22 protein-coding genes are annotated in these 25761 nt (G+C 66.7%); 11 read left to right on the top strand and 11 right to left on the bottom strand.

Features of this window, described 5'->3' with window-relative positions; genetic code table 11:
* Positions 1 to 203 precede the first annotated feature (203 nt).
* The 3 genes from GXY47_12635 to GXY47_12625 all read left to right on the top strand — a co-directional run bounded on the left by GXY47_12635 (position 204) and on the right by GXY47_12625 (position 3360).
* The gene (locus GXY47_12635) at positions 204 to 1289 is read left to right on the top strand and encodes a hypothetical protein (GenBank protein ID NLV31988.1); all 1086 of its coding nucleotides are present in this window, start codon (positions 204 to 206) and stop codon (positions 1287 to 1289) included.
* A 183-nt stretch (positions 1290 to 1472) separates the two neighbouring features.
* Positions 1473 to 2525, top strand: coding sequence for a hypothetical protein (locus GXY47_12630; protein ID NLV31987.1), 1053 nt, complete (start codon positions 1473 to 1475; stop codon positions 2523 to 2525).
* The gene (locus GXY47_12625) at positions 2488 to 3360 is read left to right on the top strand and encodes a hypothetical protein (GenBank protein ID NLV31986.1); all 873 of its coding nucleotides are present in this window, start codon (positions 2488 to 2490) and stop codon (positions 3358 to 3360) included. The genes GXY47_12630 and GXY47_12625 overlap by 38 nt, the downstream gene beginning before the upstream one ends.
* Positions 3361 to 3422: 62 nt before the next feature.
* Here the strand turns inward: GXY47_12625 and GXY47_12620 are convergent, their stop codons facing one another.
* Positions 3423 to 4688 (bottom strand): diaminopimelate decarboxylase, encoded by a 1266-nt coding sequence (locus GXY47_12620; protein NLV31985.1) that lies wholly within the window; start codon positions 4686 to 4688, stop codon positions 3423 to 3425.
* A gap of 201 nt (positions 4689 to 4889) precedes the next feature.
* On the opposite strand from GXY47_12620, the gene GXY47_12615 reads away from it, so the two are divergent.
* Entirely contained in the window at positions 4890 to 6116 is a 1227-nt protein-coding gene (locus tag GXY47_12615; GenBank protein ID NLV31984.1) for an MFS transporter, read from the top strand.
* Here the strand turns inward: GXY47_12615 and GXY47_12610 are convergent, their stop codons facing one another.
* From GXY47_12610 to GXY47_12590, 5 genes are all read right to left on the bottom strand, one after another.
* A complete protein-coding gene (locus GXY47_12610; GenBank protein NLV31983.1) occupies positions 6117 to 7178 on the bottom strand; it encodes a hypothetical protein in 1062 nt (353 codons plus the stop codon). It lies immediately after the preceding gene.
* Between the two features lie 15 nt (positions 7179 to 7193).
* Positions 7194 to 8156 (bottom strand): molybdopterin dehydrogenase, encoded by a 963-nt coding sequence (locus GXY47_12605; GenBank protein NLV31982.1) that lies wholly within the window; start codon positions 8154 to 8156, stop codon positions 7194 to 7196.
* The gene (locus GXY47_12600; GenBank protein NLV31981.1) at positions 8153 to 8626 is read right to left on the bottom strand and encodes a (2Fe-2S)-binding protein; all 474 of its coding nucleotides are present in this window, start codon (positions 8624 to 8626) and stop codon (positions 8153 to 8155) included. Before GXY47_12600 ends, GXY47_12605 begins: the two co-directional genes overlap by 4 nt.
* A 370-nt stretch (positions 8627 to 8996) precedes the next feature.
* A complete protein-coding gene (locus GXY47_12595; GenBank protein NLV31980.1) occupies positions 8997 to 9509 on the bottom strand; it encodes a hypothetical protein in 513 nt (170 codons plus the stop codon).
* A 6-nt stretch (positions 9510 to 9515) separates the two neighbouring features.
* Entirely contained in the window at positions 9516 to 9812 is a 297-nt protein-coding gene (locus GXY47_12590; protein ID NLV31979.1) for a YtxH domain-containing protein, read from the bottom strand.
* Between the two features lie 141 nt (positions 9813 to 9953).
* Between GXY47_12590 and nth the strand changes: the two genes are divergently transcribed.
* Positions 9954 to 10610: an endonuclease III gene (gene nth, locus GXY47_12585; GenBank protein ID NLV31978.1), complete on the top strand. Its 657-nt coding sequence runs from the start codon at positions 9954 to 9956 to the stop codon at positions 10608 to 10610.
* A gap of 3 nt (positions 10611 to 10613) precedes the next feature.
* On the opposite strand, the gene GXY47_12580 is transcribed toward nth, so the two are convergent.
* The 5 genes from GXY47_12580 to GXY47_12560 all read right to left on the bottom strand — a co-directional run bounded on the left by GXY47_12580 (position 10614) and on the right by GXY47_12560 (position 18595).
* Positions 10614 to 11951 (bottom strand): glycerate kinase, encoded by a 1338-nt coding sequence (locus GXY47_12580; protein ID NLV31977.1) that lies wholly within the window; start codon positions 11949 to 11951, stop codon positions 10614 to 10616.
* Entirely contained in the window at positions 11948 to 13168 is a 1221-nt protein-coding gene (locus tag GXY47_12575; GenBank protein NLV31976.1) for a beta-lactamase family protein, read from the bottom strand. Before GXY47_12575 ends, GXY47_12580 begins: the two co-directional genes overlap by 4 nt.
* A complete protein-coding gene (gene glgA / locus GXY47_12570) occupies positions 13165 to 14628 on the bottom strand; it encodes a glycogen synthase GlgA (protein NLV31975.1) in 1464 nt (487 codons plus the stop codon). Before glgA ends, GXY47_12575 begins: the two co-directional genes overlap by 4 nt.
* Positions 14629 to 14652: 24 nt before the next feature.
* Entirely contained in the window at positions 14653 to 16812 is a 2160-nt protein-coding gene (gene glgP, locus GXY47_12565) for an alpha-glucan family phosphorylase (protein ID NLV31974.1), read from the bottom strand.
* A 184-nt stretch (positions 16813 to 16996) separates the two neighbouring features.
* On the bottom strand, positions 16997 to 18595 hold the full coding sequence (locus GXY47_12560) for a sigma-70 family RNA polymerase sigma factor (protein NLV31973.1): 1599 nt from the start codon (positions 18593 to 18595) through the stop codon (positions 16997 to 16999).
* A 496-nt stretch (positions 18596 to 19091) separates the two neighbouring features.
* Between GXY47_12560 and GXY47_12555 the strand changes: the two genes are divergently transcribed.
* From GXY47_12555 to nusA, 6 genes are all read left to right on the top strand, one after another.
* Positions 19092 to 20021, top strand: a complete 930-nt coding sequence (locus tag GXY47_12555) for an ATP-binding cassette domain-containing protein (protein NLV31972.1) — start codon at positions 19092 to 19094, stop codon at positions 20019 to 20021.
* 27 nt (positions 20022 to 20048) lie between these two features.
* On the top strand, positions 20049 to 20822 hold the full coding sequence (locus GXY47_12550) for an ABC transporter permease subunit (protein NLV31971.1): 774 nt from the start codon (positions 20049 to 20051) through the stop codon (positions 20820 to 20822).
* Positions 20822 to 22405 (top strand): GldG family protein, encoded by a 1584-nt coding sequence (locus tag GXY47_12545; GenBank protein ID NLV31970.1) that lies wholly within the window; start codon positions 20822 to 20824, stop codon positions 22403 to 22405. Before GXY47_12550 ends, GXY47_12545 begins: the two co-directional genes overlap by 1 nt.
* Position 22406: 1 nt before the next feature.
* Positions 22407 to 23813 (top strand): DUF4340 domain-containing protein, encoded by a 1407-nt coding sequence (locus tag GXY47_12540; protein NLV31969.1) that lies wholly within the window; start codon positions 22407 to 22409, stop codon positions 23811 to 23813.
* A gap of 121 nt (positions 23814 to 23934) precedes the next feature.
* Positions 23935 to 24438 carry a ribosome maturation factor RimP gene (locus tag GXY47_12535; GenBank protein ID NLV31968.1) on the top strand — a complete coding sequence of 168 codons (504 nt, stop codon included), beginning with the start codon at positions 23935 to 23937 and terminating at the stop codon, positions 24436 to 24438.
* Positions 24439 to 24441: 3 nt separating this feature from the next.
* The coding region (nusA, locus tag GXY47_12530) for a transcription termination factor NusA (GenBank protein NLV31967.1) at positions 24442 to 25761 on the top strand (1320 nt) is incomplete at its 3' end.

The raw sequence follows: 25761 nt of genomic DNA, 5'->3' as shown, positions 1-25761 counted from the left end.
TATTCGAGTTTGGTTCGTGGACTCATAATTCCAGCTTCCTCGGGGTCCAATCCCCGGTAACATGAAATATGAGTCAACGATCCCTTTTAAGTCCATTTTGGGTAACATTTAATGTGAGTCAATTCGCTCCCCGGCCCCCCCCTTGAAATGCGGCGGCAAACGCCGTAATCTCCGGATGAAATTTTGAGGAAGGGAAGACCATCATGAAGAAAAGCCTGAGACGTTTGCTTGCGGCCTGCATCGGTGCGGCGGCCCTGGTCCCTGCAGTCGAGGCCGGGGGGCCCCCGTTCACCTTTTCCACGAGCGACGGGGACACCACGCTGAAGCTCGGCTTCCTGCTCCAGCCGCAGTACGAGGCGCTGGAGGACGCGGCGGGCGACACCCGGCACAACGTCTTCTTCCGGAGGCTGCGGCTGATGGCCGGGGGGAAGCTCGCGCCGAAGCTCTCCTACTTCATCGAGAGCGACAGCGCCAACCTGGGAAAGGAAAACCCGGGCGGCGACCGCGAAGCCGACATCTTCCTCCAGGACGCCTACCTGTCCTACGCGTTCCGCCCCGAATTCCAGGTCGACGGCGGGATGATCATCGTGCCGGTGTCCCACAACACGACCCAGTCGGCGGCCAGCCTGATGACGATCGATTTCGGCCCCTACGCCTTCTCCTCTTCGGCCCCCACCCGCTCCAAGGTGGGGCGCGACTACGGGATGCAGGCGCGCGGCTACATCCGAAACCGCCTGGAGTACCGCGTGGGGGTGTTCCGCGGGAACCGGAACCATGACGGGGACTTCCCCTACCGCTTCACCGCCCGCGTCGTCTACTACCCCCTGGAGGCCGACACCGGCTACTTCTACACCGGGACCTCGCTCGGCGCCAGGAAGCTGGTGGCGATCGGCGGCTCCATCGACCGCCAGGGGAGCTACAGCGCCAACGCCGTCGACTTCTACCTCGACCACCCGCTGCCGGGCGGCGACGCCGTCACCGCCCAGGCCAACTTCATCCGCTACGACGGCGGCGGCGAGTACCCCTTCCAGTCGGTCGCCCGGCAGAACACCTGGCTCCTGGAGGGGGCCTACTACCTCCACCGGGCGCGGCTGGGCCCCTACATCCAGTTCGCCTCCCGCGACCTGACCGAACCCGGCGCGCGCGACGACGGCAAGGTCCAGGGAGGGGTCTCCTGGTGGGTCCAAAAGCACAGGGTCAACCTGAAGGCGGGCTACGGAAGGCTCTTCTCCGACGACAACGCCGACCGCTCCCAGTTCCTGGTGCAGGCGCAGTTCTTCTACTTCTAGGTTCGGGCGGCCGGGCGCTTGGGCCTGGAGCGGTCCGAGAACGCCTCGCTGCCATGGAATTGTGTTCATTCTCCATAGATAGTTCGCTTATAATGAACCAGTAGCAAATAATGAACAACAAGCATGCCCGCTGTTCATTATTGCGTTATGTTCATAAGCTCTGAACCTTGAAGTTTAAAGAACATGGCCGGCGAACAGCTTCAACAAGACCTCAAGAAGGAAATCTTTCGGCTTGCTGCCGAAGCATTGGCGGATCACGTCCCACTGCAAAGAGGAATGGAGACGCTGCAAAACCCTGCGCCAGGAACCGATGTCCACCCCGACACGCCGATCAGGATGGTCGTCCACGGCAAAGAACTGAGATATCATGCGGAAATCAGAGCCAATGTAACCAAGGCCCAAAAGCTCTTGCTGCTCTTGAACAGGCAGAAACGGAAGCATCCGATTTTGTTGATAGCCAGGCATGTAAACACGGAAACGGCGGAAGACCTCAGGAAGAACAATATCGAATTCATCGATACCGCGGGCAATGCGTTCCTCAACAACCCGCCCGTCTATGTATTCATAACGGGCAACAGGCCTCCGGCAACAGGAGCCCGGCCTCCCGTCATCAGGGCATTCAAACCGGCGGGCCTCAAAATGATTTTCGGTTTTCTCTGCCATCCTGGATTGGAACGCAAGACCTACCGGGAAATCGCCGCCGCTGCAGGCGTCGCACTCGGGACCGTTGACTGGATCATGAAAGAGCTCAAAGAACTTGGGTTTCTCATCGACATGGGCCGGCGTGGACCAAGGCTGGCACGCAAGGAAACCCTCTTGCAGAGGTGGGTGACCGCATATCCGGAACAACTGAGGCCAAAACTGATTCTTGGAAGGTACAAGGGAATGCCGGATTGGTGGCAACGGAAGAGGCTCCTTCCACTCCATGCCCAGTGGGGCGGGGAGGTCGCCGCGGAAAAAATGACGCACTATCTCAAGCCGGAATTGATAACGATTTATACCGGGGCGCAAAACCTCCCTCAATTTCTGCTTGAAAACCGCCTCAAGGCGGACATCACGGGAGACACTGAAATACTGGAAAAGTTCTGGAAGGCGACGGAGGAACGGCAACCCGAAGAACTGGTGCCTCCGCTCCTTGTATACGCCGACCTTCTTGCAACCGGCAACCAGCGGAATCTGGAAACGGCAACAACGATCTATGAGCAGCATATCGTTCGACTTATCAGGGAAAATTGATCCTCTGACGGTTGCCGCGCTATCGGCCGTAAAGAGCGTAGCGGATTCCAACGACAGTCCCGTTTTCGTGGTGGGCGCCTCAGCGCGAGATCTCATCCTCTGGCATTGTTACGGGATCGAGCCCCGGCGCTTGACATCCGATATTGATTTGGGCGTGCTGGTCACTGACTGGGCGCACTACCGGAGACTCACGGATGCGTTGAAGGCAACGGGCAAATTCCTGCCTGACGAAAGACAGAGGCAAAGATATCGCTTTGCATCCGTTCCCATCGACATCGTACCGTTTGGGCCGATCGCAGACGAAAACCATAGAATTGCCTGGCCGCCTGAGCATGAAGTTCTCATGAGCGTGGTCGGCTTCAGGGAAGCATACGCATCTGCAATCACAGTCAGAGTAAGCACCTCTCCTGAACTTGACGTGAAATTGCCCACGCTTGCCGGTTTGGCGCTGATGAAAACAGTATCATGGGATGAAAGCTATCCCGAGCGCACAAAAGACGCCGAAGATCTGCTCCTGATCATGCACACGTATGAAGATGCCGGAAACTCTGACCGATTGTTCGACCGGGAGCCCGAACTTCTGCAGGAAGAGAAGCATGACGGCATGCTTGCCGGCATAAGGCTGCTTGGCCGCGACATGGCCGAGATCGCAAATCCCGAAACACGGAAAATCGTCAAAACCATCCTTGAACGAGAAACTGGCGAGCGGTCACGATATAGATTGGTTGTCGATATGCTCAAAGCCTCGCGGAACTATCAAGACAGGTTTGACGAGACTCTGGAGAAGGTCGAAAAGCTGCGGACCGGATTTTTGGAGATGGATAGGAAAGAGTAGTTTCACTGTATCGACGTTGTTTTTCCCTTGCCCATCCTTCCGCTCCCGCATGCGCCGGGCGCCTAGGCGCCCGGCCGCGCCGGCTTCGGGAAGTCGAGGGTGGCGAAGTAGTCGTCCAGGGTCTCCGCCCGGCGGATCCGCTCGACGCTCCCGTCCTCCCGCAACAGCAGCTCGGCGCTGCGCAGCTTCCCGTTGTAATTGAACCCCATGGCGTGGCCGTGGGCCCCGGCGTCGTGGAGGACCAGCAGGTCGCCGATCTCGATCTCCGGCAGGGGGCGGTCCACCGCGAACTTGTCGTTGTTCTCGCACAGCGAACCCACCACGTCGTACACCTGGTCGGCCGGGGCGTCCTCCTTCCCCATGACGGTGATGTGGTGGTAGGCGCCGTAGAGCGCGGGCCGCATCAGGTGGGCCATGCAGGCGTCGGTGCCGATGTAGCGCTTGTAGATCTCCTTGCGGTGGATCGCCCGGGTGACCAGGTACCCGTAGGGGCCGGCCACCATCCGCCCGCTCTCGAAGAAGATCTTCATCGGGTGGAGCCCCGCCGGCACGAGCAGCCGCTCGTACTCCGCCCGGATCTCCTGCGAGAGCCGCTCGAGGTCGACCGGCTCCTCTTCGGGCCGGTAGGGGATCCCGATGCCGCCGCTCAGGTTGATGAACTCCAGGCGGATCCCGAGCCGCTCCTCGAGTTCCACCGCCAGCTCGAACAGCATCCGGGCGGTCTCCACGAAATAGCGGCGCTCGAGCTGGTTGGAGATGATGAAGGTGTGCAGCCCGAAGCGCACGGCCCCCTTGGAGCGCGCCAGCGGGTAGGCTGCGAAGAGCTGCTCGCGCGTCAGGCCGTACTTCGATTCCGCCGGGTCCCCGATGATGGAATTCCCGCGGCGCAGGTGGCCGGGGTTGTAGCGGAAGGAGATCACCTCGGGGATGCCGCAGTGCCGCTCGATAAAGGGGATGTGGGTGATGTCGTCCACGTTGATGATGGCCCCGAGCTCGCGGGCCTTGACGTACTCCCCGGCCGGCGTCTCGTTGGAGGAGAACATGATCTCCTCCCCCGTGATCCCCGTCCGCTCCGACATCACCAGCTCCGGGAGGGAACTGCAGTCGGTCCCGCACCCCTCCTGGCGGAGGATCTCGAGGATATGGGGGTTCGGGCACGCCTTGACGGCGAAATACTCCTTGAACCCCTCGACCCAGGAGAAGGCGGCGCGGAAGCGGCGCATGTTCGCGCGCAGCCCCCTCTCGTCGTAGATGTGGAAGGGGGTGGGGTAGCGGCGGGCCACCTCCTCGATGAACTCCTTCGTGAACGGCACGGACTTTTGCGGCATGGAACCGGTCTCCTGATCTGTCGGCGCCGAACCCCCGCTGACGCCCGGGGACCGTGTTCGGCGGCCACATGACCATATCGCGAAAACGCCCGGACGGGAAGGCCCGCGGCCCTTTTTTCTCCGGTTCGATAATTCGCTACCCGAAACCGGGACCATGAATTATGATCGGCCCCACACCCGGAACCTTTCGGAGGAAACGCGATGAAGCCCCAGGCACCAACGACAGCGAGGACGGCGGCACCGACGCCGGGCTACGCGTGGGTCGTACTGCTGTCCGTGTACGCGGCCACGCTGGCCGCGCCGCTCAACCAGATGAAGGTGCCGCCCGTGCTCCCGATCCTCCGGGACGCCTTCGGCCTGGACTACTCGAGCGCCGGCATGCTCATGTCGATCTTCTCCATCATGGGGTTCGTGCTCGCGATCCCGGCCGGCTTCATCCTGCAGAAGATCGGGATCAAGGCGACGGGCCTCGTCTCGGTCGGCACCGTGGCCGTCGGCGCGGCGATGGGGGCGCTCTCCGGATCGGCCGCGCTCCTGTTCACCGGGCGCTTCATCGAGGGCGCCGGCATGGGCCTCATCATGGTGGCCGCGCCTTCGGCCATCGCGGTCTGGTTCCCGGCCGCCCGGCGCGGCCTCCCCATGGCGATCTGGACCAGCTCGGTGGGACTTGCCAGCATCGCCGCCCTGAACGGGGCCCCGGCCCTGGCCGGGCTCTACTCCTGGCGCGCGGTATGGTGGGCGGGAGCCGCCGTCGCCGCGGCCGCCTTCGGGCTCTTCGCCCTCCTCTTCCGCCTCCCCCGCCCGTCCGAGGCGCACGAGATCCCCGAAGTGCTGACCCACGCCGCCGCCCCCCCGCCCGTCAGCCTCGGGCGGGCCATGGCGAACCGGAGCCTCTGGTTTGTCGGGGTCTCCTTCGGCTGTTTCAACCTGACGGTGATGGCCTGGACCACCTTCTACCCCGATTTCCTGCACGCCGAGCGCGCCTATTCGCTCGCCGGGGCCTCCTTCATCACCAGCATGATGATGGTAATCGCCACCATCTCCGGCATGCTGGGGGGGCACCTGTCCGACCGGATCGGGTCGCGCAAGCGGCTGATCGTCTTCCCCTTCGCCTTCCTGGCCCTGGTCTTTCTCTTCCCCTTCAGCGTGACCGGGTGGGGGATCCCGGCGCTCGTGGTCTTCGCGGGCCTCGTGGCCGGGCCGATCGCCCCCGTCAGCCTGGCCGCCGTCCCCGAAATCATGGGATCCCCCCGCCTGGCCGGGATCGGGCTGGGGGTGGCCGCCCTGTGCCAGAACCTGGGGATGTTCATCGGCCCGGCGCTCTTCGGCCGGATCCTGGAAGTGGCGCCCTGGACGGTGGCGGGATACCTGATGATCCCGGTCTGCGTCCTCGCCATCGTCGTGACCGTGATGGCGAAGATCCGCTAGCTAGCGGAGCCCCAGGTCGCCCAGCTTTTCCGGGGTGAAGACCCCGCTCCGGAGAAGCCGGAGGGCCACCTCCGCGCACCAGGTGCAGCGGTCGCACTGGTGGTCGCAGGAGGTCACCCGGTCGAAGAACCCCATCCCGCCCAGGCTCCGGTTGTCGAGGTGGAGCAGCCCCGACATGCCGGCCGAATAGAGGCTGCCCGCCATCAGCTCGAGCAGGTCCCCCTCCCAGCTCTCGTCCATGTAGGCCTCTATCGCCCGCACCACCATCGACTTCGAACTCGTGCGGCCGACCAGCTTGAAACAGGAGGTCACGCCGGAGTACCGCCGGGCGTCTTCGGGCCGCACCCACCCCGACTTCAGGATCTGGGAACGGTCGGCGCGGCACAGGGCGAGGCAATTGAGGCTGAAGACGTTGTCCTCCGGCCGCGTTTTCCCCGCGTAGGGCCGGCGGGACTTGTGCGCGATATAGTTGAAGTGGAATTTGCGGAAGGCGCAGTGGGCGAGGCACCCCTCGTTGACCATCAGCTTGATCTCCGCCCCCGTCGCCTCCCGGATCCTTGCGAGGAGTCCCAGATCGCGGTTGATGTCGACCGAGGGGGTGATCACGTCGGCCCCCGCCTTGCGGAAGACGACGGCTTTCGAGACGCAGTCGATGTCCCCGAGCACGGAGGCGCAGATCTCGAGCTTCGGGAAGCGGCGGCGCACCTCCCGGATGTAGAGGGGGTTGGCGATCGTGACGGCGGTCACCCCCAGCTCCTCGTGCGCGCGGCGGACGTACTCCATCGTCGGGCCGAGGACGGCGGGGGAATACCAGTCGTCCCCTTCGCATACGGAATTGAGGAGCAGGTTGGCCCCGAGCCCGGCCGCGCGGATGCGCCCGACGACGGCCTCGAGGTCGTCATAGCCCATTTCGGGGGCGATCCTCCCCGCGCCCGCGTACTCCTGCGGGCCGGAAAGATACACCTCGCGGATACGGTTCCCGTTGCGCTCCTTCAGGCGGACGATCTCGTCGAGGGTCTCCGGATCGTTGTTGTAGGGAACGGAGAATTCCAGGCCGCTCATGGCAGTGCCCCGGCCCTACGCGGAGGCCAGGAGCGCGCGCTTGACCAGGGTCCGGGCGATCTGGATCTTCCACTTGTTCCGGTCCCCCGGCAGGGCCCGGGCCCCGGCGACCGCGGCGGCGCCGGCGGCGTCCGCCAGGGCCTCGTCGATCGCCTTCCCCCTGACCACCTCTTCCGCCGCCGTCGCCCTCCAGGGCCGGTTATGGACGGCGTTGAGGCAGATCCGCACGTCCCCCCCGCCCGTCATGACGGCGCAGTTGACGATCGGGAAGTCGATCGATTTGCGGATGGCGAATTTGAGGAACGCGCTTTTGGCCCCCGGCGGCGGGGCGGGGATCTCGATGGCGGTCACGATCTCGTCGGGCTCCAGGATCGTGGACCCCGGGACGCTCATGTCCCAGAATCTTTCGGCCTCGACGAGGCGCCGGCTGGTCCGGATCGAGGCTCCCAGCGCCACCAGGGCCGGGGCGGTGTCGCCCGGGTTTACGGCCAGGCACGATTTCAAGGCTCCGAAGATGGAGTGGTAGCGGTTGTCCCCCGCCATCGCGTAACACGTCTTCCCCCCCTTGCGGATGCAGGGGAAGCGGTTGTCGGGGATCCGGAAGTACCAGCAGCGGTTGAGCTGGCAGATGTTCCCCCCGATCGTCCCCATTTCCCGGATATGGGGGGAGGCGGTACGATGGGCCGCTTCGGCCAGCGCCGCCCAGCGCGTGCGGACCAGCGGGCTGCGGGCGATATCCTCCAGCCGCGTCAGGGCGCCGATCCGGAGTTTCCCCCCCTCCTCACGGATGCCGTCCAGGCCGGGGACGGTCTTCAGGTTGACGACCACTTCCGGGTAGTCGGGCAGGATCTCGAACCGCAACCTCCCCAGCAGGTCGGTGCCGCCTGCCAGCAGCGCCGCGTTCCCCCGGCGGAGAAAATCCGCCGCCTGCCCGACCGAGTCCGCGTCGATATGGGCGAATCTCTTCCATGTCTTCATGACCGGCTCCTGTCGCGCCCGAGCTCCTTGGCGGCGGCGATGACGGCGGGGGGGTGTTGCTGGTAGGTGCCGCAGCGGCAGAGGTTCCCCCCCAGGGCGTCCCGCACGTCCGCCTCGGTCGGGTCCGGGTTCCGGTCGAGCAGCGCCTTGGCGGTGCAGACGAAGCCCGGGGTGCAATAGCCGCACTGGAACGCGTTGTGGTCGATGTAGGCTTCGACCAGGGGGTGTTTCGCCTTCGCGATCCCCTCGGCCGTCTCGACGACGGTTCCGTGGCACTCGCAGGCCAGGGTCAGGCAGGAGAGGACCGGGCGGCCGTCCACGATCACGGTGCAGGAGGCGCAGGCCCCCTGTCCGCCGCACCAGTCCTTGGGCGAGGTGTACCCGACCTCGTCGCGCAGCAGCTGCCGCAGGCTCCAGTGCGGCTCGACCGTGCATCGGTAGCGCTCCCCGTTGACCGTCAGCTCCACCATGGTCGGGCCGCCGCACGTGTCCTCGGCCGGCCCCGGTTTCGTCTGCGCCGCAAGAGTCTCTCCCTCGGGGGCCGCGCCCCCCAGGGCGATGGGGGCCACCGCCGGCACGGCCGCGGCCAGCCCGGCGTCCCTGAGGAAACTCCTCCGGGAGATCCCCTTCGCCGCGCCTTCAGGTTCCTGCGCCTTCTTTTTTTCCGACATATCCCCTCTTTCCCGCCTGCCTGGCAGTCCCCGGTTTAAAAGATCCGCATGAGGCTTGTCAAGAGATTTACGTTCCCTATTACCGCTTGGGTGGGGGGGAGTGTTACTCCCGCTCGGCATTTTCCCCCGGCGGGAGTGCAGGGGGGACAGGGGTTGCCGCCCGCCCGGGTCAGAAGAAGGGGTCGTCTTCGTGAGGCGGGGGAGGGCCGCTCTTTTTCAGCCGGAAAAGGACCTCCAGCGCGGCGCGCACCCCCTTCCCGATCGCGCTCACCTGGCTGACGGGACCGAGGACGCAGTCGCGCGCCACGTCGATCGTTTCCTGGATGCGGGCCGACGCGGTGTGCACCGTGTCCTGGACCTGGACGAGCTCGCCCCGGACCATCTCGGTGACCTCACCCAGGAAGCTGTCGATCTCGAGTACCCTGCCGTGCAGGGTGTCGACCGAGTCCGACAACTGTCCGGCCGCCGGACGGACGGCCTCGGCGATCCCCCGGACGGACTCCATCACCGAATCGGCCCCCCGGGTCACGTTTTCCACGTGACGGGACAGATCCCCGCTGAGGTCCTCGAACCGGGCGCCGAGGGAGCGGATCGACCGGTACATCAGGAAGAAGAGCACGCTCTGGGCCAGGACGGCCACGGCCAGGATGCCCGTGAATACCATCAGGAGTGTGTCGTGCATCGGGACTTACACCCCGCCCTTCTCTTCCCGGTACGCCTGTTTGCCCGCTTCGATGGCGGCCGACAGCTGGTCCTTCTGGTGCTGCAGCAGTTCCTTGCCGCGCCCGACGACCTCGTTTGCCTTGCCCGTGACGGCGCGCGACCGCGTCGAAACCACATCGGCCCCCTCGCGCGCCTTGGTCGCGATCAGCCTGCGGGTTTCCACTCCGCTCCGGGGAGCCAGCAGCAGGGCGGTCGCCGCCCCGATCATGGCACCCAGCATCAGAAACAACGCCTTTTCGCCCGCACTCGATTGTTCGCTCATGGATTCTCCTTGGATCTTTTGGTTTTTTGATAACACCCCGGGGTGCAAATGTCAATTCGCAAAAGCCCCGCCCCCCCGACCGGAAGCGTTGGAAAACGGGGCCGCCGGTGGTTAAATAGGTCGATCACGGGAGGTGGGATCATGAACAGGGGCAGGCAGGAAGAGCGACGACGGCTCGACAGAATCCTCCGGGGGCTGGACGCCGCCTACCCCGGGGCGGGGTGCACCCTCCGGCACGGGAGCGCGCTCGAGCTGCTGGTGGCCACCATCCTTTCGGCCCAGTGCACCGACGAGCGCGTCAACCGGGTCACGGAGGAGCTGTTCCGCAAATACCGGACGCCCGAAGATTACGTCCGGGTGCCCGCGGAGGAACTGGAGACCGACATCCGCTCCACCGGCTTTTACCACAACAAGGCCCGGAATCTCCGGGGCGCCTGCCGGAAGATGCTCGAGTCGTTCGGCGGTGCGGTGCCCGACACGATGGAGAGGCTGCTCGAGCTTCCGGGGGTGGCGCGCAAGACGGCGAACGTGGTGCTCGGGGTCGCCTTCGGCAAGGCCGAGGGGGTCGTGGTCGACACCCACGTCTCGCGCGTGGCGCGCCGGCTCGGCCTCTCCGCGGCACGGACGGCCGAGGGGATCGAGCGCGACCTCATGGCCGCGCTCCCGCGCGAGCGGTGGATCTCCTTTTCCCACCAGGTGATACTGCACGGCCGGGACCTTTGCCGCGCCCGGCGCCCCCTCTGCGGGCGGTGCCCCCTCGAGCCCGACTGCCCGAGCGAGGAAAAGACGGTGGGATAGGCCTCAGCCGACCAGGACGATATGCAGGTCCCCCACGTTGGTGCGGGTGGGCCCGGTGAGGACGAGGTCTCCGAGGCGGCGGAAGAAGGTGTGGGAATCGTTGTCCCGGAGGGCGGCGGCCAGATCCGCGCCGAGGCGCCGGGAGCGCGACAGCGTGTCGTTGTCCGCGACGGCGCCCGCGGCGTCGGTGGGCCCGTCGCTGCCGTCCGTGCCGAGGCTGGCGACCAGGGCGGGCGCCGGCATCCGGGCGAGGGCCCCGACCGAGCAAAGGACGAACTCCTGGTTACGCCCCCCTTTCCCGCGGCCCGTGACGCGCACGGTGGTCTCCCCGCCGCTGATGACGCACGCGGGCCGGCCGAGCGGCCGGCGCTCGCGCGCGATCTCCTCCGCGATGCTCATGTGAAAGCGCGCGGCCTCGCCCGTGTCCCCCTCGAGCCTGCTCGTGATCACGGCGGTGCGGTACCCCAGACGGCGCGCGCGGCGGGCGGCGGCGGCGCAGGCGTCGCCGCCGCGCCCGACGAGGACCCAGTGGCAGCGCGCGAAGACGGGGTCCCCCGGCTTGGGGGTCTCGGCGATCTCCCCGGCGGCCCCCCGCTCGAGGCGCCGCACGACCGGGGGGGGCACCCGCTCCAGGAGCCGGTACCGGCGCAGGACCCCGACGCAGTCGCCGAAGGTTGTGGGGTCGGGGGAAAGGGGCCCGGAAGCGACGGCGCCCGGATCGTCCCCCACCACGTCGGAGAGCGCGAGGGTGACCACCCTCGCTGGGTGGAGCATCCGGGCCAGCCGCCCCCCTTTGATGTCCGACAGGTGCTTGCGCAGGGCGTTCAGCTCGTGGATATCGGCCCCGGCGTTCATGAGGAGGCGGGTGCACTCGCGCTTGTCCCGGAGCGTGATCCCCCCGGCGGGAGCGGCCAGAAGGGCCGAGGCGCCCCCGGAGAGGAGGCAGAAGACCAGGTCGCCCGGACCCACGCGCTCCCGGGCGAAGGCGGCCACGCGCGCGGCCGCCCGCCGGGAGGCGGCGTCGGGAAGCGGGTGGCCCGCCTCCAGGACCTCGAGCCGCCCGAGCGGGAGGGCGTGCCCGTACGGGGTCACCACCAGCCCCCCGGCGATCCTCTCCCCGAGGATCCGCTCCATCGCCCGCGCCATGGGGGCCGCCCCCTTGCCGGCGCCGAGGACCCACAGGTTGCCGGCCTCCCCGAGGTCGAAGCGCCGGCGGCCGATCTGCAGCTTCCCCCCCCGGCGACGAACGACGCCGCGCACGGCCGTTTCGGCGTCGACGGCCACGAGCGCCGCCCGCCAGATCCGGGCGGCGTCCCGGCGCAGGGCGGCCGCCGTCTTCATGGCACGAGCGCCGCGGCGACGATGTTGGCGATCGCGCCGCGGAGGTGGTTGATGTTTTTGCCGCCGGACGGGTGCACCCGGTTGGTCAGGATTCCAACGAAGAGCCCCTCCTCGGGCCAGACCCAGAGCGAGGTCCCGGTGAACCCGGTGTGGCCGTACCCCCCGCCGAGCAACTCCCCGCGCGGCGAGGCGTAATCGGAATCGATATCCCAGCCGAACCCCCGCAGCGGGAGCGCGCCCGCCGGGGACTGCGGCCGGGTCATGGCCTCGACCGCCGCCGGGGAGAGGAGCCTTCGCCCCCCGCGCTCGCCCCCGCCGAAGGCGCCGCCGCCGAGCAGCATCTGCGCGTACAGGGCCAGGTCGCGTGCGCTCGAAAAGAGTCCCGCGTGCCCGGCGACCCCCCCCATGCGCCAGGCGGTGGGGTCGTGGACCTCCCCCCGCACCATCGCGTCGAGCCCCTCGGCCCGTCCCCCCAGGTAGCGCAGGGTGTTCCGGCGCGGTTCGGTCGGGGCGATGCGCCCGAGAAGCGACTTCGGGGGGAGGAACCCGGTGTCGTTCATCCCCAGGGGGGCATGGATGCGCTCGCGGGCGAACAGCTCCAGGCCGCGGCCCGAAACGGCCCGCACCAGTTCCCCCAGGGCGATGAAATTGAGGTCGCTGTATACGAACTTCGTTCCCGGTTCGGCCTCGGTCTTCTCCCCCCACAGCTCCCTCAGGGCGGCCCCGGTCCCGGACCATTCCCGGGACAGGTCGAAGTCGGGCCGCAGCCCCGAGTAGTGGGTCAGGAGCTGCCGCACCGTGATCTTTTCCTTCCCCCCCCCGGTGAACCGGGGGAGGTAGCGCGACACCCGGTCGTCCAGCCGCACCTTCCCCTCCTCCGCCAGGATCATGACGGCGGGGGTGGTGGCCAGGACCTTCGTCAGGGAGGAGACGTCGAAGACCGTGTCGGCCGTCATCGGTTCCGGCGCGGGCACGAGCGCCCGGTTGCCGAAGGCGCGGCAGTAGGCGACCTCCCCGCGCCGTCCCACGATCACCACCGCCCCGGGGATTTCCCCGGCCCCGATCGAGTCCCCGACCGCGTCCCCTATCCGTTCGAGGCGCTCCGGGTCGAGCCCCGCCCCGGGGCCGGCGGCCGGCTGGGCCGCGGGGGCGCACGCCGCAAGAAAGCAGAGGAGGCCCGGGAGCCACTCCCCGCGCGCTCCTTTCCATCGCGTCATCGGTCATCCCTCCGGATTTCGCGGTACAGGTCGAGGTAGCGGCGGGCCGACCGTTCCCACGACCAATCCTGCCGCATGCAGCGGACCACCAGGCGCCGCCATTCGTCCCGGTCGGCGTAGGCGCCGAGCGCGCGGCGGACGGCGTCGACGAGCGCGCCCGCGCTGTAATCCTCGAACAGAAACCCGGTGCCGCGCGCGCCGTCCCAGGGGGTGACCGTGTCGGCCAGCCCCCCGGTGCGGCGCACCACCGGGACCGTCCCGTAGCGAAGGCTGTAGAGCTGGTTCAGGCCGCACGGCTCGTAGCGCGAGGGCATCAGGAAGATGTCGCACCCGGCCTCGATCCGGTGCGCCAGGGCGTTGTCGAAAGCGAGCCGCACCCCCACCCTGCCGGGGTGGCGGGCGGCGACCGCCTCGAGCAGGTCGTGATACTTCCGCTGACCGGTCCCCAGGACCACCAGCTGCAGGTCGAGCGCGAGGAGCCCGTCGGCCGCCTCCGCGACCAGGTCCAGCCCCTTCTGGTCCGCCAGGCGGGAGACGATCCCCACGAGCGGCACGGGCCGCTCCTCGAGCCGGAAAAAGGCGCGCAGGTCGCGGCGGCACGCCTCCTTCCCGGCGAGGTCCCGGGCCGAGTAGGGGGCGGCGATATGGGGGTCGCTCTCCGGGTTCCACTCCTCGTAATCGATGCCGTTGACGATCCCGCTGAGCGCGGCGGAGCGGCCCGCGAGCACCCCTTCCAGCCCGCACCCCGCCTCGGGGCCGCTCCGGATCTCCACCGCGTAGGTCGGGCTGACCGTGTTGACCCGGTCCGCCAGTTCGATCCCCGCCTTCATGAAGTTGAGCCGCCCCCAGTATTCGAAGGGGGACCCGGGGTGGAAATGCCGGGCGGCGATCCCGGCGTGGTCGAGGGTTTCCGGGGGGCAGATCCCCTGGTGGGCGAGGTTGTGGATCGTCAGGAGGGTCCCGGTCCGGGCGAAATCGCCGGCGCCGGCCGGGGCGTAGCGCGGGTGGACGAGGGCGGGGACGAGGGCGGCGTGCGCGTCGTGGCAGTGCAGGATGTCGAAGGGAACCCCGAGCGCCCGGACCAGTTCGACCGCCGCCCTCATGAAAAAGAGGAAGCGCTCGGGATTGTCCGGGTAGCCCTCGCCCGTCGCCGGGTCGTCGTACACCCCCTCCCGGTCGAAATACTTCCGTGAGGCGATCGCGTAGACCCTGACCGCGCTCCCCCGCATGCGGGCCTCGGTGATATCCGCCCGCTCGACCCGCCCCCCCATGGGGACGTCGAGGCGCGGCACCCGGCCCGCCACGCTCCCTTCCCAGGAGCCGGCGCCGTGGCGCGGGACGATGACCGAGACCGCCGCCCCCTGCCTCTCGAGCGCCTTCGGCAGGGCCCCCACGACATCCCCGAGGCCGCCGACCTTGACGCAGGGCGCGGCCTCGGCCGCCATCATCGCAATACGCATGCGCTTCCCGCCCCCCAGGATCCCCTACTCCGCATCCTCCCCCGCCGGCGCGCGGCCGCCAAGATAATAGTCCCGCGTGTATTCCTGGACCATCCGCCAGGTGGTGTAGCGGGGGAGGAGCGTGGCCATGGAGCGCCGGATCCTCCCGATCCAGTCCCGCGGGATGCCCCGCTCGTCCCGGTCGTAGAACGAGGGGACGACCTCTTCGCCGAGGACCCGCAGCAGCCCGGCGCTGTCCTGCCGGTCCTGCTCCATGACCGAGTCGGGATGGTCGTCCTCCCCGATTGCGAAACCGTTGGTGCCGTCGTACCCCTCGCGCCACCAGCCGTCGAGGATGCTCAGGTTCAACCCGCCGTTGCCCACGATCTTCTGCCCGCTCGTGCCCGAGGCCTCGAGCGGCCGGCGCGGGGTGTTCATCCACACGTCGCACCCCGACGTCATCTGGCGCGCGATATGCACGTCGTAATTCTCGATGAAGACGATCCGACCCTTGAGCTCGCTGTACTTGGCCAGGTGGATGATCTTCTGGATGCGGCGCTTCCCCTCGTCGTCGGCCGGGTGGGCCTTGCCCGAGAAGATGAACTGGATCGGCCTCGCGGGGTCGGTCGCGAGCTTGACGATCGCGTCGTAATCCTCGAACACCAGGGGGGCGCGCTTGTAAACGGCGAAGCGGCGGGCGAACCCGATCGTCAGGACGTCGGGATCGAGCAGCCGCTCGTAGAAGCCGCTCTCGCTGGCGCGCAGCCGCTCGAACAGCGAGCGGCGGCGGACGAACTCGACCAGCGCCCGGCGCAGCCGGTAGCGCAGCGCCCAGATCTCCTCGTCCGAAATGAATTCGGGATCGAGCACCCGCTGCCAGAATTCGGGGGAATGGACGTCCCGGTGCCAGCCGTCCCCCAGCTTGTGCCGCCAGAAGCTGCGCACCGTCCCCTTCATCCACCCCACGAGATGGATCCCGTTGGTGATGTGCCCGATCGGCACCTCCTCCTCCGTCCCTTCGGGGTAGAGCCGGTGCCACATGCGGCGGCTGACCCGGCCGTGCAGTTCGCTCACCGCGTTGGCCGCGCGCGACGTTTTGAGCGCCAGCACGGTCATGCAGAAGGGCTCCCCGCCGTCGGACGGGTCGACGCGCCCGAGTCCCATGAACCGCTCGAAGTCGGGGAGGACCTGGGGCTGGATCCGCCCGAGCGCGTATCTGACCAGGTCGGGCCCGAAAAAGTCGTGCCCGGCCTCGACCGGGGTGTGGGTCGTGAAGACGCACCGCTCCTTCGTCCGCTCGAGCGCCTCCCCGAACGGCCGCCCGGCGGCCACCTCCTCCCGGAGGAGTTCCAGCGCGAGAAAGGCCGCGTGCCCCTCGTTCATGTGATAGACCGAGGGGGTGACCCCGAGGGCCCGCAGCAGCCGGACCCCCCCGATGCCGAGCAGGACCTCCTGCATGATCCGGGTGGAACTGTCCCCGCCGTAGACGTGCAGGGTCAGTTCGCGGAAGAGGGGCTCGTTCTCCGGGCGGTTGGTGTCGAGCAGGTAGACGGGGCAGCGCCCGACGTTGACGCGCCAGGCCTGAAAGCGCACCCGGCCCAGGCCGATCTCCACCTCCCCCACCACCCGGTTCCCCTCCCCGTCCACGACCGGATCGAGCGGCAGCGCCGCGGGGTTGAGCGGGACGAAATACTCCGTCTGCCAGTTTTCGCGGTTGATCGCCTGGTGAAAATACCCTTCGCGGTAGAAGAGGCTGACCCCCACGAGGCCCAGCCCCAGGTCGCTGGCCGAACGGGCATGGTCCCCCGCGAGGATCCCCAGCCCCCCGGCCGCGATCGGGAGCGTCTCGTGGAAACCGTACTCGGCGCTGAAATAGGCCACCGGCCGCTCGAGCAGCTCCGGGGCGTGGTGCGAGCCCCAGGTCTCCCGGCGGTTCATGTAGGCGTCGAAATCGTTCAGGACCCGCCGGACGCGCCCGGCGAAGAAGGGGTCCTCCAGGCGCACGAAAAGCTCGTACTCGGAAATGTCCTCGAGCACCGCGACCGCGTTGTGGTACAGGTCCTGCCAGCCCCGGGGGGACAGCTCCCGGAAGATCTCGAGCACTTCCTGGTTCCAGGTCCAGTAGAGGTTGCGCGCCAGGCGCCGGAGCCTTTCGAGCAGGTTGCGCGTTTCCCCCACCTGCGAAAACGATTGAATGGTATTCAGTGTGCCCTTCCTTGTCTGCGCCAGGGATCGTCACCCGATACGCCGCATGATAACTCCATCGGCGCGGGGACGGGAAGAGTCTACAGTTTGTGCGCCGATACGGCAATGGGGGGGAGGAAAAACGTCTGCGGGGGGAGGGGAAAACCCGCGGCCGGGCCCTGTGCGGCCGGCCGCGGGCGTACCCCTAGTTCGTGCTGATGAAATCGGCGAATTCGCGCAGCTTGTTGGAACGGTAGGGGCTGCGGAGCTTGAGCAGGGCCTTCTCCTCGATCTGCCGGATCCGCTCGCGCGTCACCTGGAAAATCTCGCCCACCTCCTGCAGGGTGTATTCCTTCCCGTTGTCGTTCAGCCCGTAGCGCATGCGCACGATCTCCTGCTCCCTGGGGGAGAGGGACTCGAGCGCCGAATCGGTCACCTCGCGCAGGTTGTGCTTCATGACGTCCTCGTCGGGCGACACCGCGTTCTTGTCCTCGATGAACTTGTTGAGCACGGCGTCCTTGTTGTCCGCGATGCTGGCTTCGAGGCTGATCGGCTCCTGGGCCGCTTTCAGGATCTGCGTCACCTTCGCGACCGGGGTCTTCAGCTCCTTGGCCAGCTCGTGAACCGAGGGTTCCCGCCCCATCCGCTTGGTCAGCTCGTTGGCCACCTTGAGGACCCGGTTCATGGCTTCCACCATGTGCACCGGGATGCGGATCGTCCGCCCCTGGTCCGCGATGGCGCGCGTGATGCTCTGGCGGATCCACCAGGTGGCGTAGGTCGAGAACTTGTGCCCCAGGCGGTAGTTGAACTTGTCGACCGCCTTCATGAGCCCGATGTTCCCCTCCTGGACCAGGTCGAGCAGGTCCAGCCCGGGGTAGGAGTAATTCTTGGCGATGCTCAGCACCAGGCGGAGGTTGGAGCGGACGAACTGGTCCTTGGCGTGCAGCATCTCCGTCTTGTTCTCGCTGATCAGGGCCACGATCTTGCGCAGCTCTTCGAGATTGGTCAGGTACTGCCCCTCGAGCTGCCGGATCGACGCCCGCGCCTCCCGGACCTCCTTGGGGCTCGGGCGCTGGCGCCGCGAGCGGGGTTGAATCTTCCCCTGGGCCGCTTCCATCCGGTGCAGCACCTCTTCCACGCCGTCGATCAGGGTGGCGATCTGGTTTTCGGTGAAATCGATCCGCTGCAGGGAATTGAAGATCGCCTCCCGGTTGCTCTCGATCTTCTCCAGGTCCTTTTTGGACTTCGCGCTCCGGCTTTTGGACTTCTGCAGGCTCTCCCGGGCCACCCGGTACTTCGCCTCGAGCTTCTCCAGGCGGGAGAGGATCCGGCGGATCTGCCTCATGCGCAGCCGCGTGCGCTCCTCGGCCGTGACCTCGTTCTCGCCCTCCTTCTTCTCGTCCCCCCCGTCCTGCGACTGGGCCTGGGACGCCGGGGCGCCGGCGGGCTGCAGTTCCTCGGCGAGCTGCATGATCTTGTAGGTGTTGATCGGGGTCAACGAGAGCAGGCGCAGGGTGTTGAGCTTGGCCGATTCGATCTTCTTGGCGAGGTAGACTTCCTGTTCGCGCGTCAGCAGCGGGATTTTGCTCATGCTCCGGTAATAGATGTACAGGGGGTCGGCCGAGGCCGCGGACTCCTCCCCCTGCCTGCCTTCGGTGGGGACGCGGTCCAGCCGGACCCTGTCGACGTAATTTTCCCGCGTCAGGCGCGGGAACGCCTCGGAGACTTCCAGCCCCTCGTCGTCCAGTTCGATGGCATCGTACTCGGTTTCTTCCAGATGTTCGTTCTGTTCGAGTTCAATCATAGGGTTACAATCCTCGCCAGGATGATCCTTCAGTAAACCACCTTTTACAGCCTTCCCCGCAAAAACCAAGGGGGGGGTGGTTTTTCTTCGGCGCTCCGTCTTTTCGACGCCCGGGAGCGCTTACATCAATAGATAATGGATACCTTGATTTTGTTTCATCGGGCGGGATGATTTTGTTGTAAAAGCCATAGGTTGCACCTCGTCTGCTTTATCGGAACCCGTTGCAACGCCCGATGATGATACGGAAGAGCATCAATTTGGTTCCGGCCTTTTTATAACACCGCACCCCGGCTTTCGCAACCTAATTCTGGGACCCCCGGCGATTTTCTCCTGATTTTGCAGAGAATTAGCCCCGGAGGGGCCTCCCCCGGAGTGGCCGATTGACTCCGCGCGGGCTTTTGATTATGATTTAAAACCTTGGCAATTCTGCCTTTGCGCGGAGGTTTGCCCCGGCAGCCCGCATCGGGCGCAGCCGTTACCCCCGGGAGGAATGAGCGTGATAGAAGTCGAACATGTGAGCAAAGTCTATGGCGGACGCAAAGCGGTGGACGACATCTCCTTCAGCGTGAAAAAGGGGGAGATCCTGGGCTTCCTCGGCCCCAACGGGGCGGGAAAGACCACCACCATGCGGATCCTCACCTGCTACATGCCGGCAACGGAAGGGACCGCCCGGATTGCCGGGTACGACGTCTTCGACCAGAGTCTCGAAGTCCGCCGCCGCATCGGGTATCTCCCTGAAAACCCGCCACTTTACCCGGAAATGACGGTGGACTCCTACCTCAATTTCGCGGCCAGGATCAAGGGCGTCCGCTCCGGCGCGCGGAAGGCCCGGGTGGGGGACGCGGTCGAAAAATGCAACCTGGGCGACGTCCGCCAGCGCATCATCGGCCGGCTCTCCAAAGGGTACAAGCAGCGGGTGGGGCTGGCGCAGGCCCTCGTCGGCAACCCCGAAGTCCTGATCCTGGACGAACCCACCATCGGGCTCGACCCCAGGCAGATCCACGAGGTCCGCTCCCTGATCAAGGGCCTCGCCGAGGCCCACACCGTGATCCTCTCCACCCACATCCTCCCCGAGGTCGGCATGACGTGCAGCCGCGTCGTCATCATCAACAAGGGGAAGGTGGTCGCCCAGGACACCCCCGAGGGGCTGGCGCACCAGATGAAGGGGGCGGAAAGGATCAGCCTCACGGTCGAAGGCCCCGCCGACGCCGTCCGGGAAAAAATCCTCGCCGTCGACGGGGTGCTGGCCGTGCAGGCCGAGGTCAGGGACCAGGTTTCGACCTGCAGCGTGGAGTGCCGCCTCGGGAGCGACCTGCGCCGCGTCCTGGCCCGGCAGATCGTCGACGCCGGGTGGGGGCTGCTCGAGCTCAGGGCCGTGTCGCTGAGCCTCGAGGACGTCTTCATCAACCTGACCACCCAGGAGTAATTCCCCGGTTCATCCAAGAGGCCTGAAATGCAAAATATCCTGGCAATATGGCAACGCGAGATGAAGAGCTACTTCGTCTCCCCGATCGCGTACGTGGTCCTGACGGTCTTTCTCTTCCTGTTCGGCCTGTTCTTCTTCGGCAACCTCACGGAAGTGGTGCAGTACACCACCATGATGCAGGCCCAGTTCGGCCAGGGGGGACAGCCGTTCGACGTGCCCGCCTACGTGACCCAGCAGCTGATGCGGACCACGAGCGTCATCCTCCTCTTCCTGATCCCGATGCTGACCATGGGGCTCTTCTCGGAGGAGAAGAAGCGCGGGACGATCGAACTGCTCCTCACCACCCCGGTCGGCAACCTGCAGGCTCTGATGGGCAAATACCTGGCGAGCCTCACTTTCCTGGCGATCCTGCTGGCCGCGGGGGCCGTCACCCTCTCCCCCCTCTTCATCTACGGACAGCCCGACTGGAAGCCGATCCTGGCCGCCTTCCTGGGGATGCTGCTCTACGGCGCCGCCCTGCTCGCCCTCGGCCTGTTCGTGTCCACCCTGACCGAAAGCCAGATCGTGGCGGTGGTGATCACCTTCGGCCTCGGCCTGCTCCTGTGGCTGGTGAGCGTGTTCGCCTCCTCGGCGACCGGGGCCGCCCGCGACGTCATCAATTACCTTTCGGTGATCAGCCACCTCGACGACTTCATCAAGGGCGTCATCGACACCTCGCACATCATCTATTACGTGACCTTCGCGTTCGTGGGTCTGTTCCTGGCTTATCGTTCACTGGAGTCCATGCGGTGGAAAGGCTAATGAAAAAATATCTGCAGAAGCTTGACACATTGGGCCTCGTGCTGCTGGTCGCGGCCGTCATCTGGTATTCGGTCACCGACACCTGGGGGAAGGGGAACCTGGGGCTCGCCATCGCCGGGGCGGCGCTGTTTGTCGTCGGCATCGGCGCCAACTACCGGCAGATCATGGCCTCCCTGGGGAGGCGCTCGACCAGGTACGCCACCAACTACGTCGTTTCCCTCCTCCTGGTGATCGCCATCGTCGCCGGGCTGAACTTCATCGGCCAGCGGCACGTCAAGCGCTTCGACACCACCGGGAACCGGCAGTTCAGCCTCGCCCCCCAGACCCTGCAGGTCCTGGAGAAGCTCGGGGGGGACGTCGACATCAAGGCCTTCTTCCCCGGGGGGGACTACGCCCCGCTGCGGGACCTGCTCGTGCAGTACCGGACCGCCAGCCGGCGCGTCCGCTTCGAATTCATCGACCCGGACCGGCAGCCCGAGGTCGCCCGGCAGTACGACGTCAGCGTTTACGGCGCCTTTCAGAATCCCCTGACCGGGACGCAGCTCAAATACGGGACCGTCGTCCTCGCCTACGGCGACCGCCGGGAGAAGATCGAGAAACGGTCCGAGGAGGTCCAGGAGCAGGACCTGACCAACGCCATCATCAGGGTCGGGCGCTCGGAGAGCAAGAAGGTCTATTTCGTCCAGGGGCACGGGGAGAAAGACCCCTCCGACACCGAACAGTCGGGCTATTCCCAGGCCCGCAAGGGACTGGAAGACCAGGGGTACGAGGTGGACGTCGTGAACCTGGCCACCGAGGGGAAGGTGCCCGAAGACGCCGGCGTGCTGGTCATCGCCGGGGCCCGGACCGCCCCCTTCGAGCAGGAGATGGGATTCGTGGACGATTTCCTCCAGGCCGGGGGGGGAGTGCTCCTGATGACGGACCCGGTCCCGGCCCCCTCCCACGCCCCCTTCCTCCAGCCGTGGGGCATCCGGGTGGACGACAACGTCGTGCTCGACGTCAGCGGGGCGGGGCGCCTCATGGGGGCGGGCCCCAGCATCCCGCTCGTGCTGGAGTACGACTCCCACCCGATCACCGACCGCTTCGACGCCATGACCTTCTTCCCCCTCACCCGGTCGGTCCGGCCGGCCGAGGAGCAACCGGAGGGGGTCACGGTGCAGACCCTGTTCCGGAGCAACCCCAACAGCTGGGGGGAGACCGACATGAGCACCCCCGAAGCGAGCTTCGGCCCCGAAGACCTCCAGGGCCCGCTCCCGCTGGCCGTGGCGGCCACGCGCGAAATCCGGGCCGGCACCGATGACGCCGCCGGGCTCACCGCCCGCCTGGTCGTCGTCGGCACCTCGAATTTCGCCATCGACGCCTATTTCGGCAACCAGGGGAACGGCAACCTCTTCCTGAACATGGTCAGCTGGCTGGCCCAGGACGAGGACCTGATCTCGATCCGGCCCAAACAGGCCGAAGACCGGCGGATCCTCCTCTCCCAGAGCCAGCTGAGCGGGGTGCGCCTCGTCTCCATGTTCCTGATCCCCGGCATCGCCTTCGTCGCCGGGATCGTGGTCTACCTCAACCGCCGGAGGAAATAGGATGCGTTTCAAGGGCACGCTGGTCCTCGTCGTGGCGGCCGCCGCCGTCGGCGCCTGGCTCTATTTTTACGAAGTCCGCGGCAAGGAGGGGCGCGAGCGGGCGAAGGAGGCCGAGGGCCGGCTCTGGCAGCTCGAGGATAAGGATGTCGCCGCCATCGCCCTCCTCTCCCCCGACGGGCGGATCGAGGCCCGGCGGCAGGAAAAGGAGGGGTGGCGCATCACCCTCCCGCGCGCTCTCGACGCCGACGGCGCGGAACTCGACCGCCTGGCCCGCTCCGCCGCCACCCTCGGCCGCGGGGAAACCGTGGAAGCGGACGCCGCCGATCTCGGCAGGTTCGGGCTCCAGCCCCCCGCCTCGGGGGTCGAACTGACCTCCAGCGACGGAAAAAAATACCGGGTCGACTTCGGGTCGGGCAACCCTGCCGGCAGCTTCACCTACGCCGTCCGCGCCGGGGAGACGACGGTATTTCAGGTCCCGGCCGCCGCCGCCGAGTCCTTCCGGGTGGAACTGGACGACCTGCGCGACCGCACCCTGCTCGCCTTCGACCAGGCCGAGGCCGTGGAACTCGAACTGGTTTCCCCCAAGGGGCGGATCGCCGTCGCCAAGGACGGGGAGGACCGCTGGTGGTTTGAGGGGGTGGAAAAGCGGGAGGCCGGCGGCCCGGACGTGCGGGGGATCCTCAACGCGCTCTCGCTGGGCAAAATCCACGAATTCAGCGACCTGGGAGTCGAAGAGTACGCGAACCCGGGGCTCGGCCGCCCCTTCATCGAAGCCCGGGTCCAGCACGGGCCCGACGGAAAGAGCGCGCGCCTCCTCATCGGGACCGAACAGTCGAAGCTCCGGGCCGCGGCGGCCTCGGTCACCCTCCCCCGCGCCGCCGACGGGGTCTACCTGGCCAGGGACCTGTCCCGCCCCGACCCGTTCTTCGTCGGGCAGGAACTGGTCGACAAGCTCCTGAAATCACCGGACGAGATCCGGGACAAGGCCCTGGCCTCCTTCCAGCGCTGGGAAGCGGACACGATCCTCCTCTGGAACAGCAAGGGGGCGTTCGAGTTCCACAAATCGGGGGGGGAATGGTACCTGGGCGGTGAGCGGAAGCGGGCGAAATGGGACGCCGTCAACGGGATCCTGGACGCGCTCGGGAGCCCGGTCCTCCGGTGGATCGACCGCCCGCAGGCCCCGGCCGCCTACGGGCTCGACCGCCCCCCGGTCCGCGCCGTCGTCAAGAAGGGGGGGACGGTGCTGGCGGACGTGTCGCTCGGGAGCGCGGCCCCCGACGGGCTGCATGCCCGCGCCGCGGGGGACCCCTCGGTCAAGGTGGCCGACCCGGAAGGGCTCGACTGGCTCGACCGGAAGCGGGAAGATTACGTCGAGACGCCTGCGGAGCCCGAAACCGCGAAGGAATAGCGTTGGAGTTGCTATTTCCTGGGTCGTCGGGTATACTTCCGGTTGCTGCTTTGGCAAAAAGTGGGCGAGTGCCCACTTTTTTTGTTTAGCCCGCCGTTGAAGCCGCGGGCAGGGATGAAAAATGGCAGTACGGGGGACGGGACCGGACGAATCCCTGGAGCAGAGGATCCGGGGGCTGGCCGATGAGGTGGCCGCCTCCCTGGGCCTCGAGGTCGTGCTCGCCGAGGTCAAGGGGGAAGGGTCCCGGTCGGTGGTCCGGATCTTCATCGATCAGCCGGCGGGGGTCACCCTGGAGGACTGCGAGAGGCTGAGCAAGCGCCTCTCCGTGGCGCTCGACGTGGAGGATTGGATCCCGTCGAAATACACGCTGGAGGTCTCCTCGCCGGGGATCAACCGCCCCCTGGTCCGGGAAGCGGATTTCGTCCGCTTCCGGGGGGAGAAGGCCCGGGTTCGGACGCGGGTCCCCGTGGGGGGGCAGAAGAATTTCAAGGGCAGGATCGTGGACGCCGGCGGGGGCGTGGTGACGCTCGAGGCGGCGCCGGACAGACAGGTCGAAATTGCCGTTACGGACATCGATAAGGCCAGCTTGATCGCCGATTTAAGCAGAAGGCCGCAGGGGTCCTGAATTATGTCGAACATTATTGCGCAGATGATCGAACAGATCAGCAAGGAAAAGAACGTCGATCCCCAAATCATCATCGCCGCGCTCGAAGACGCGATGGTGGCCGCGGCCCGGAAGTTCTACAAGACCGCCGAGGACATCAACGCGCGTTTCGACCAGGAAACGGGCCTGGTCGAGATCTTCGCCGTCAGGCGGGTGGTGGAGACGGTGGAGGACCCCAGCCTGGAGATTTCGCTCGCGGAAGCGAAGGAGATCGACGAAACCCTGGAAATCGACGACACCGTCGAGATGCCCAAACCCACGGACGTCCTGGGGCGGATCGCGGCCCAGACCGCCAAGCAGGTCATTCTGCAGAAGGTGCGGGAGGCGGAGCGCCAGAACATCTACAACGAATACTCCGAAAAGATCGGCGAGATGGTCAACGGGGTGATCAAGCGCTTCGAGGGCCCGGACATCATCGTCGATATCGGCAAGACGGAGGCGGTCCTCCCGATGCGGGAACAGTCGCGGGCGGAAGCCTACAAGCAGGGGGAACGGGTGCGCGCCGTGATCACGCGGGTGCTCCCGGTCGCCAAGGGCCCGCAGGTCATCCTGTCGCGCACCGATCCGCAGATCCTGGTACGCCTGTTCGAGATGGAGATCCCGGAAATCTACGACGGGACCATCGTGGTCAAGAGCGCGGTGCACGAGGCGGGGGACCGCGCCAAGGTGGCCGTCGCCTCCCTCGACCGCGACGTCGACCCGGTCGGCGCCTGCGTCGGGATGAAGGGGTCGCGCATCAACTCCGTCATCCGCGAGCTGCGGGGGGAGAAGATCGACATCGTGCAGTGGTCGGAGGACCCGGCCCAGTACGCGGCCAACGCCCTGAACCCGGCGAAGATCTCCAAGGTCCTCATCATCGACGCCGCGGAAAAGCGGATGGAGGTGATCGTCGAGGAGAAGCAGCAGTCGCTCGCCATCGGCAAGAAGGGGCAGAACGTGCGCCTGGCCTCGCGGTTGATCGGCTGGCAGATCGACGTCAAGAGCGAGGAGCAGAAGAAGCAGGAGGTCCTCAGCGTCATGGAGTCGCTGACGTCGTCCTCCACTTCCCTGTCCGAACTCGAGGGAATCAGCGACCGCATCATCGCCAGTCTGCGGGAAGCCGGGATCGAAAACGTCGAACGCATCCTCGAACTGGACGAGGCGGGGCTCCGGGAAATCCCGGGGATCGGGGAGAAGACGGCCGCCAGGATCATGGAAGTGGCGCGCGACCTTTTTGAAGAGGTGGAGATCGAGGTCCCCGAGGGGGTGGACCTGCCGACCGCCATAGCCGCGGCCCGAGAAGAG

Source organism: Acidobacteriota bacterium, from assembly GCA_012729555.1.
Classification (GTDB): Bacteria; Acidobacteriota; UBA6911; order UBA6911; family UBA6911; genus UBA6911.
The sequence above is the reverse complement of the archived record's forward strand: the minus strand, read 5'-3'. Positions and strand labels throughout refer to the sequence as shown.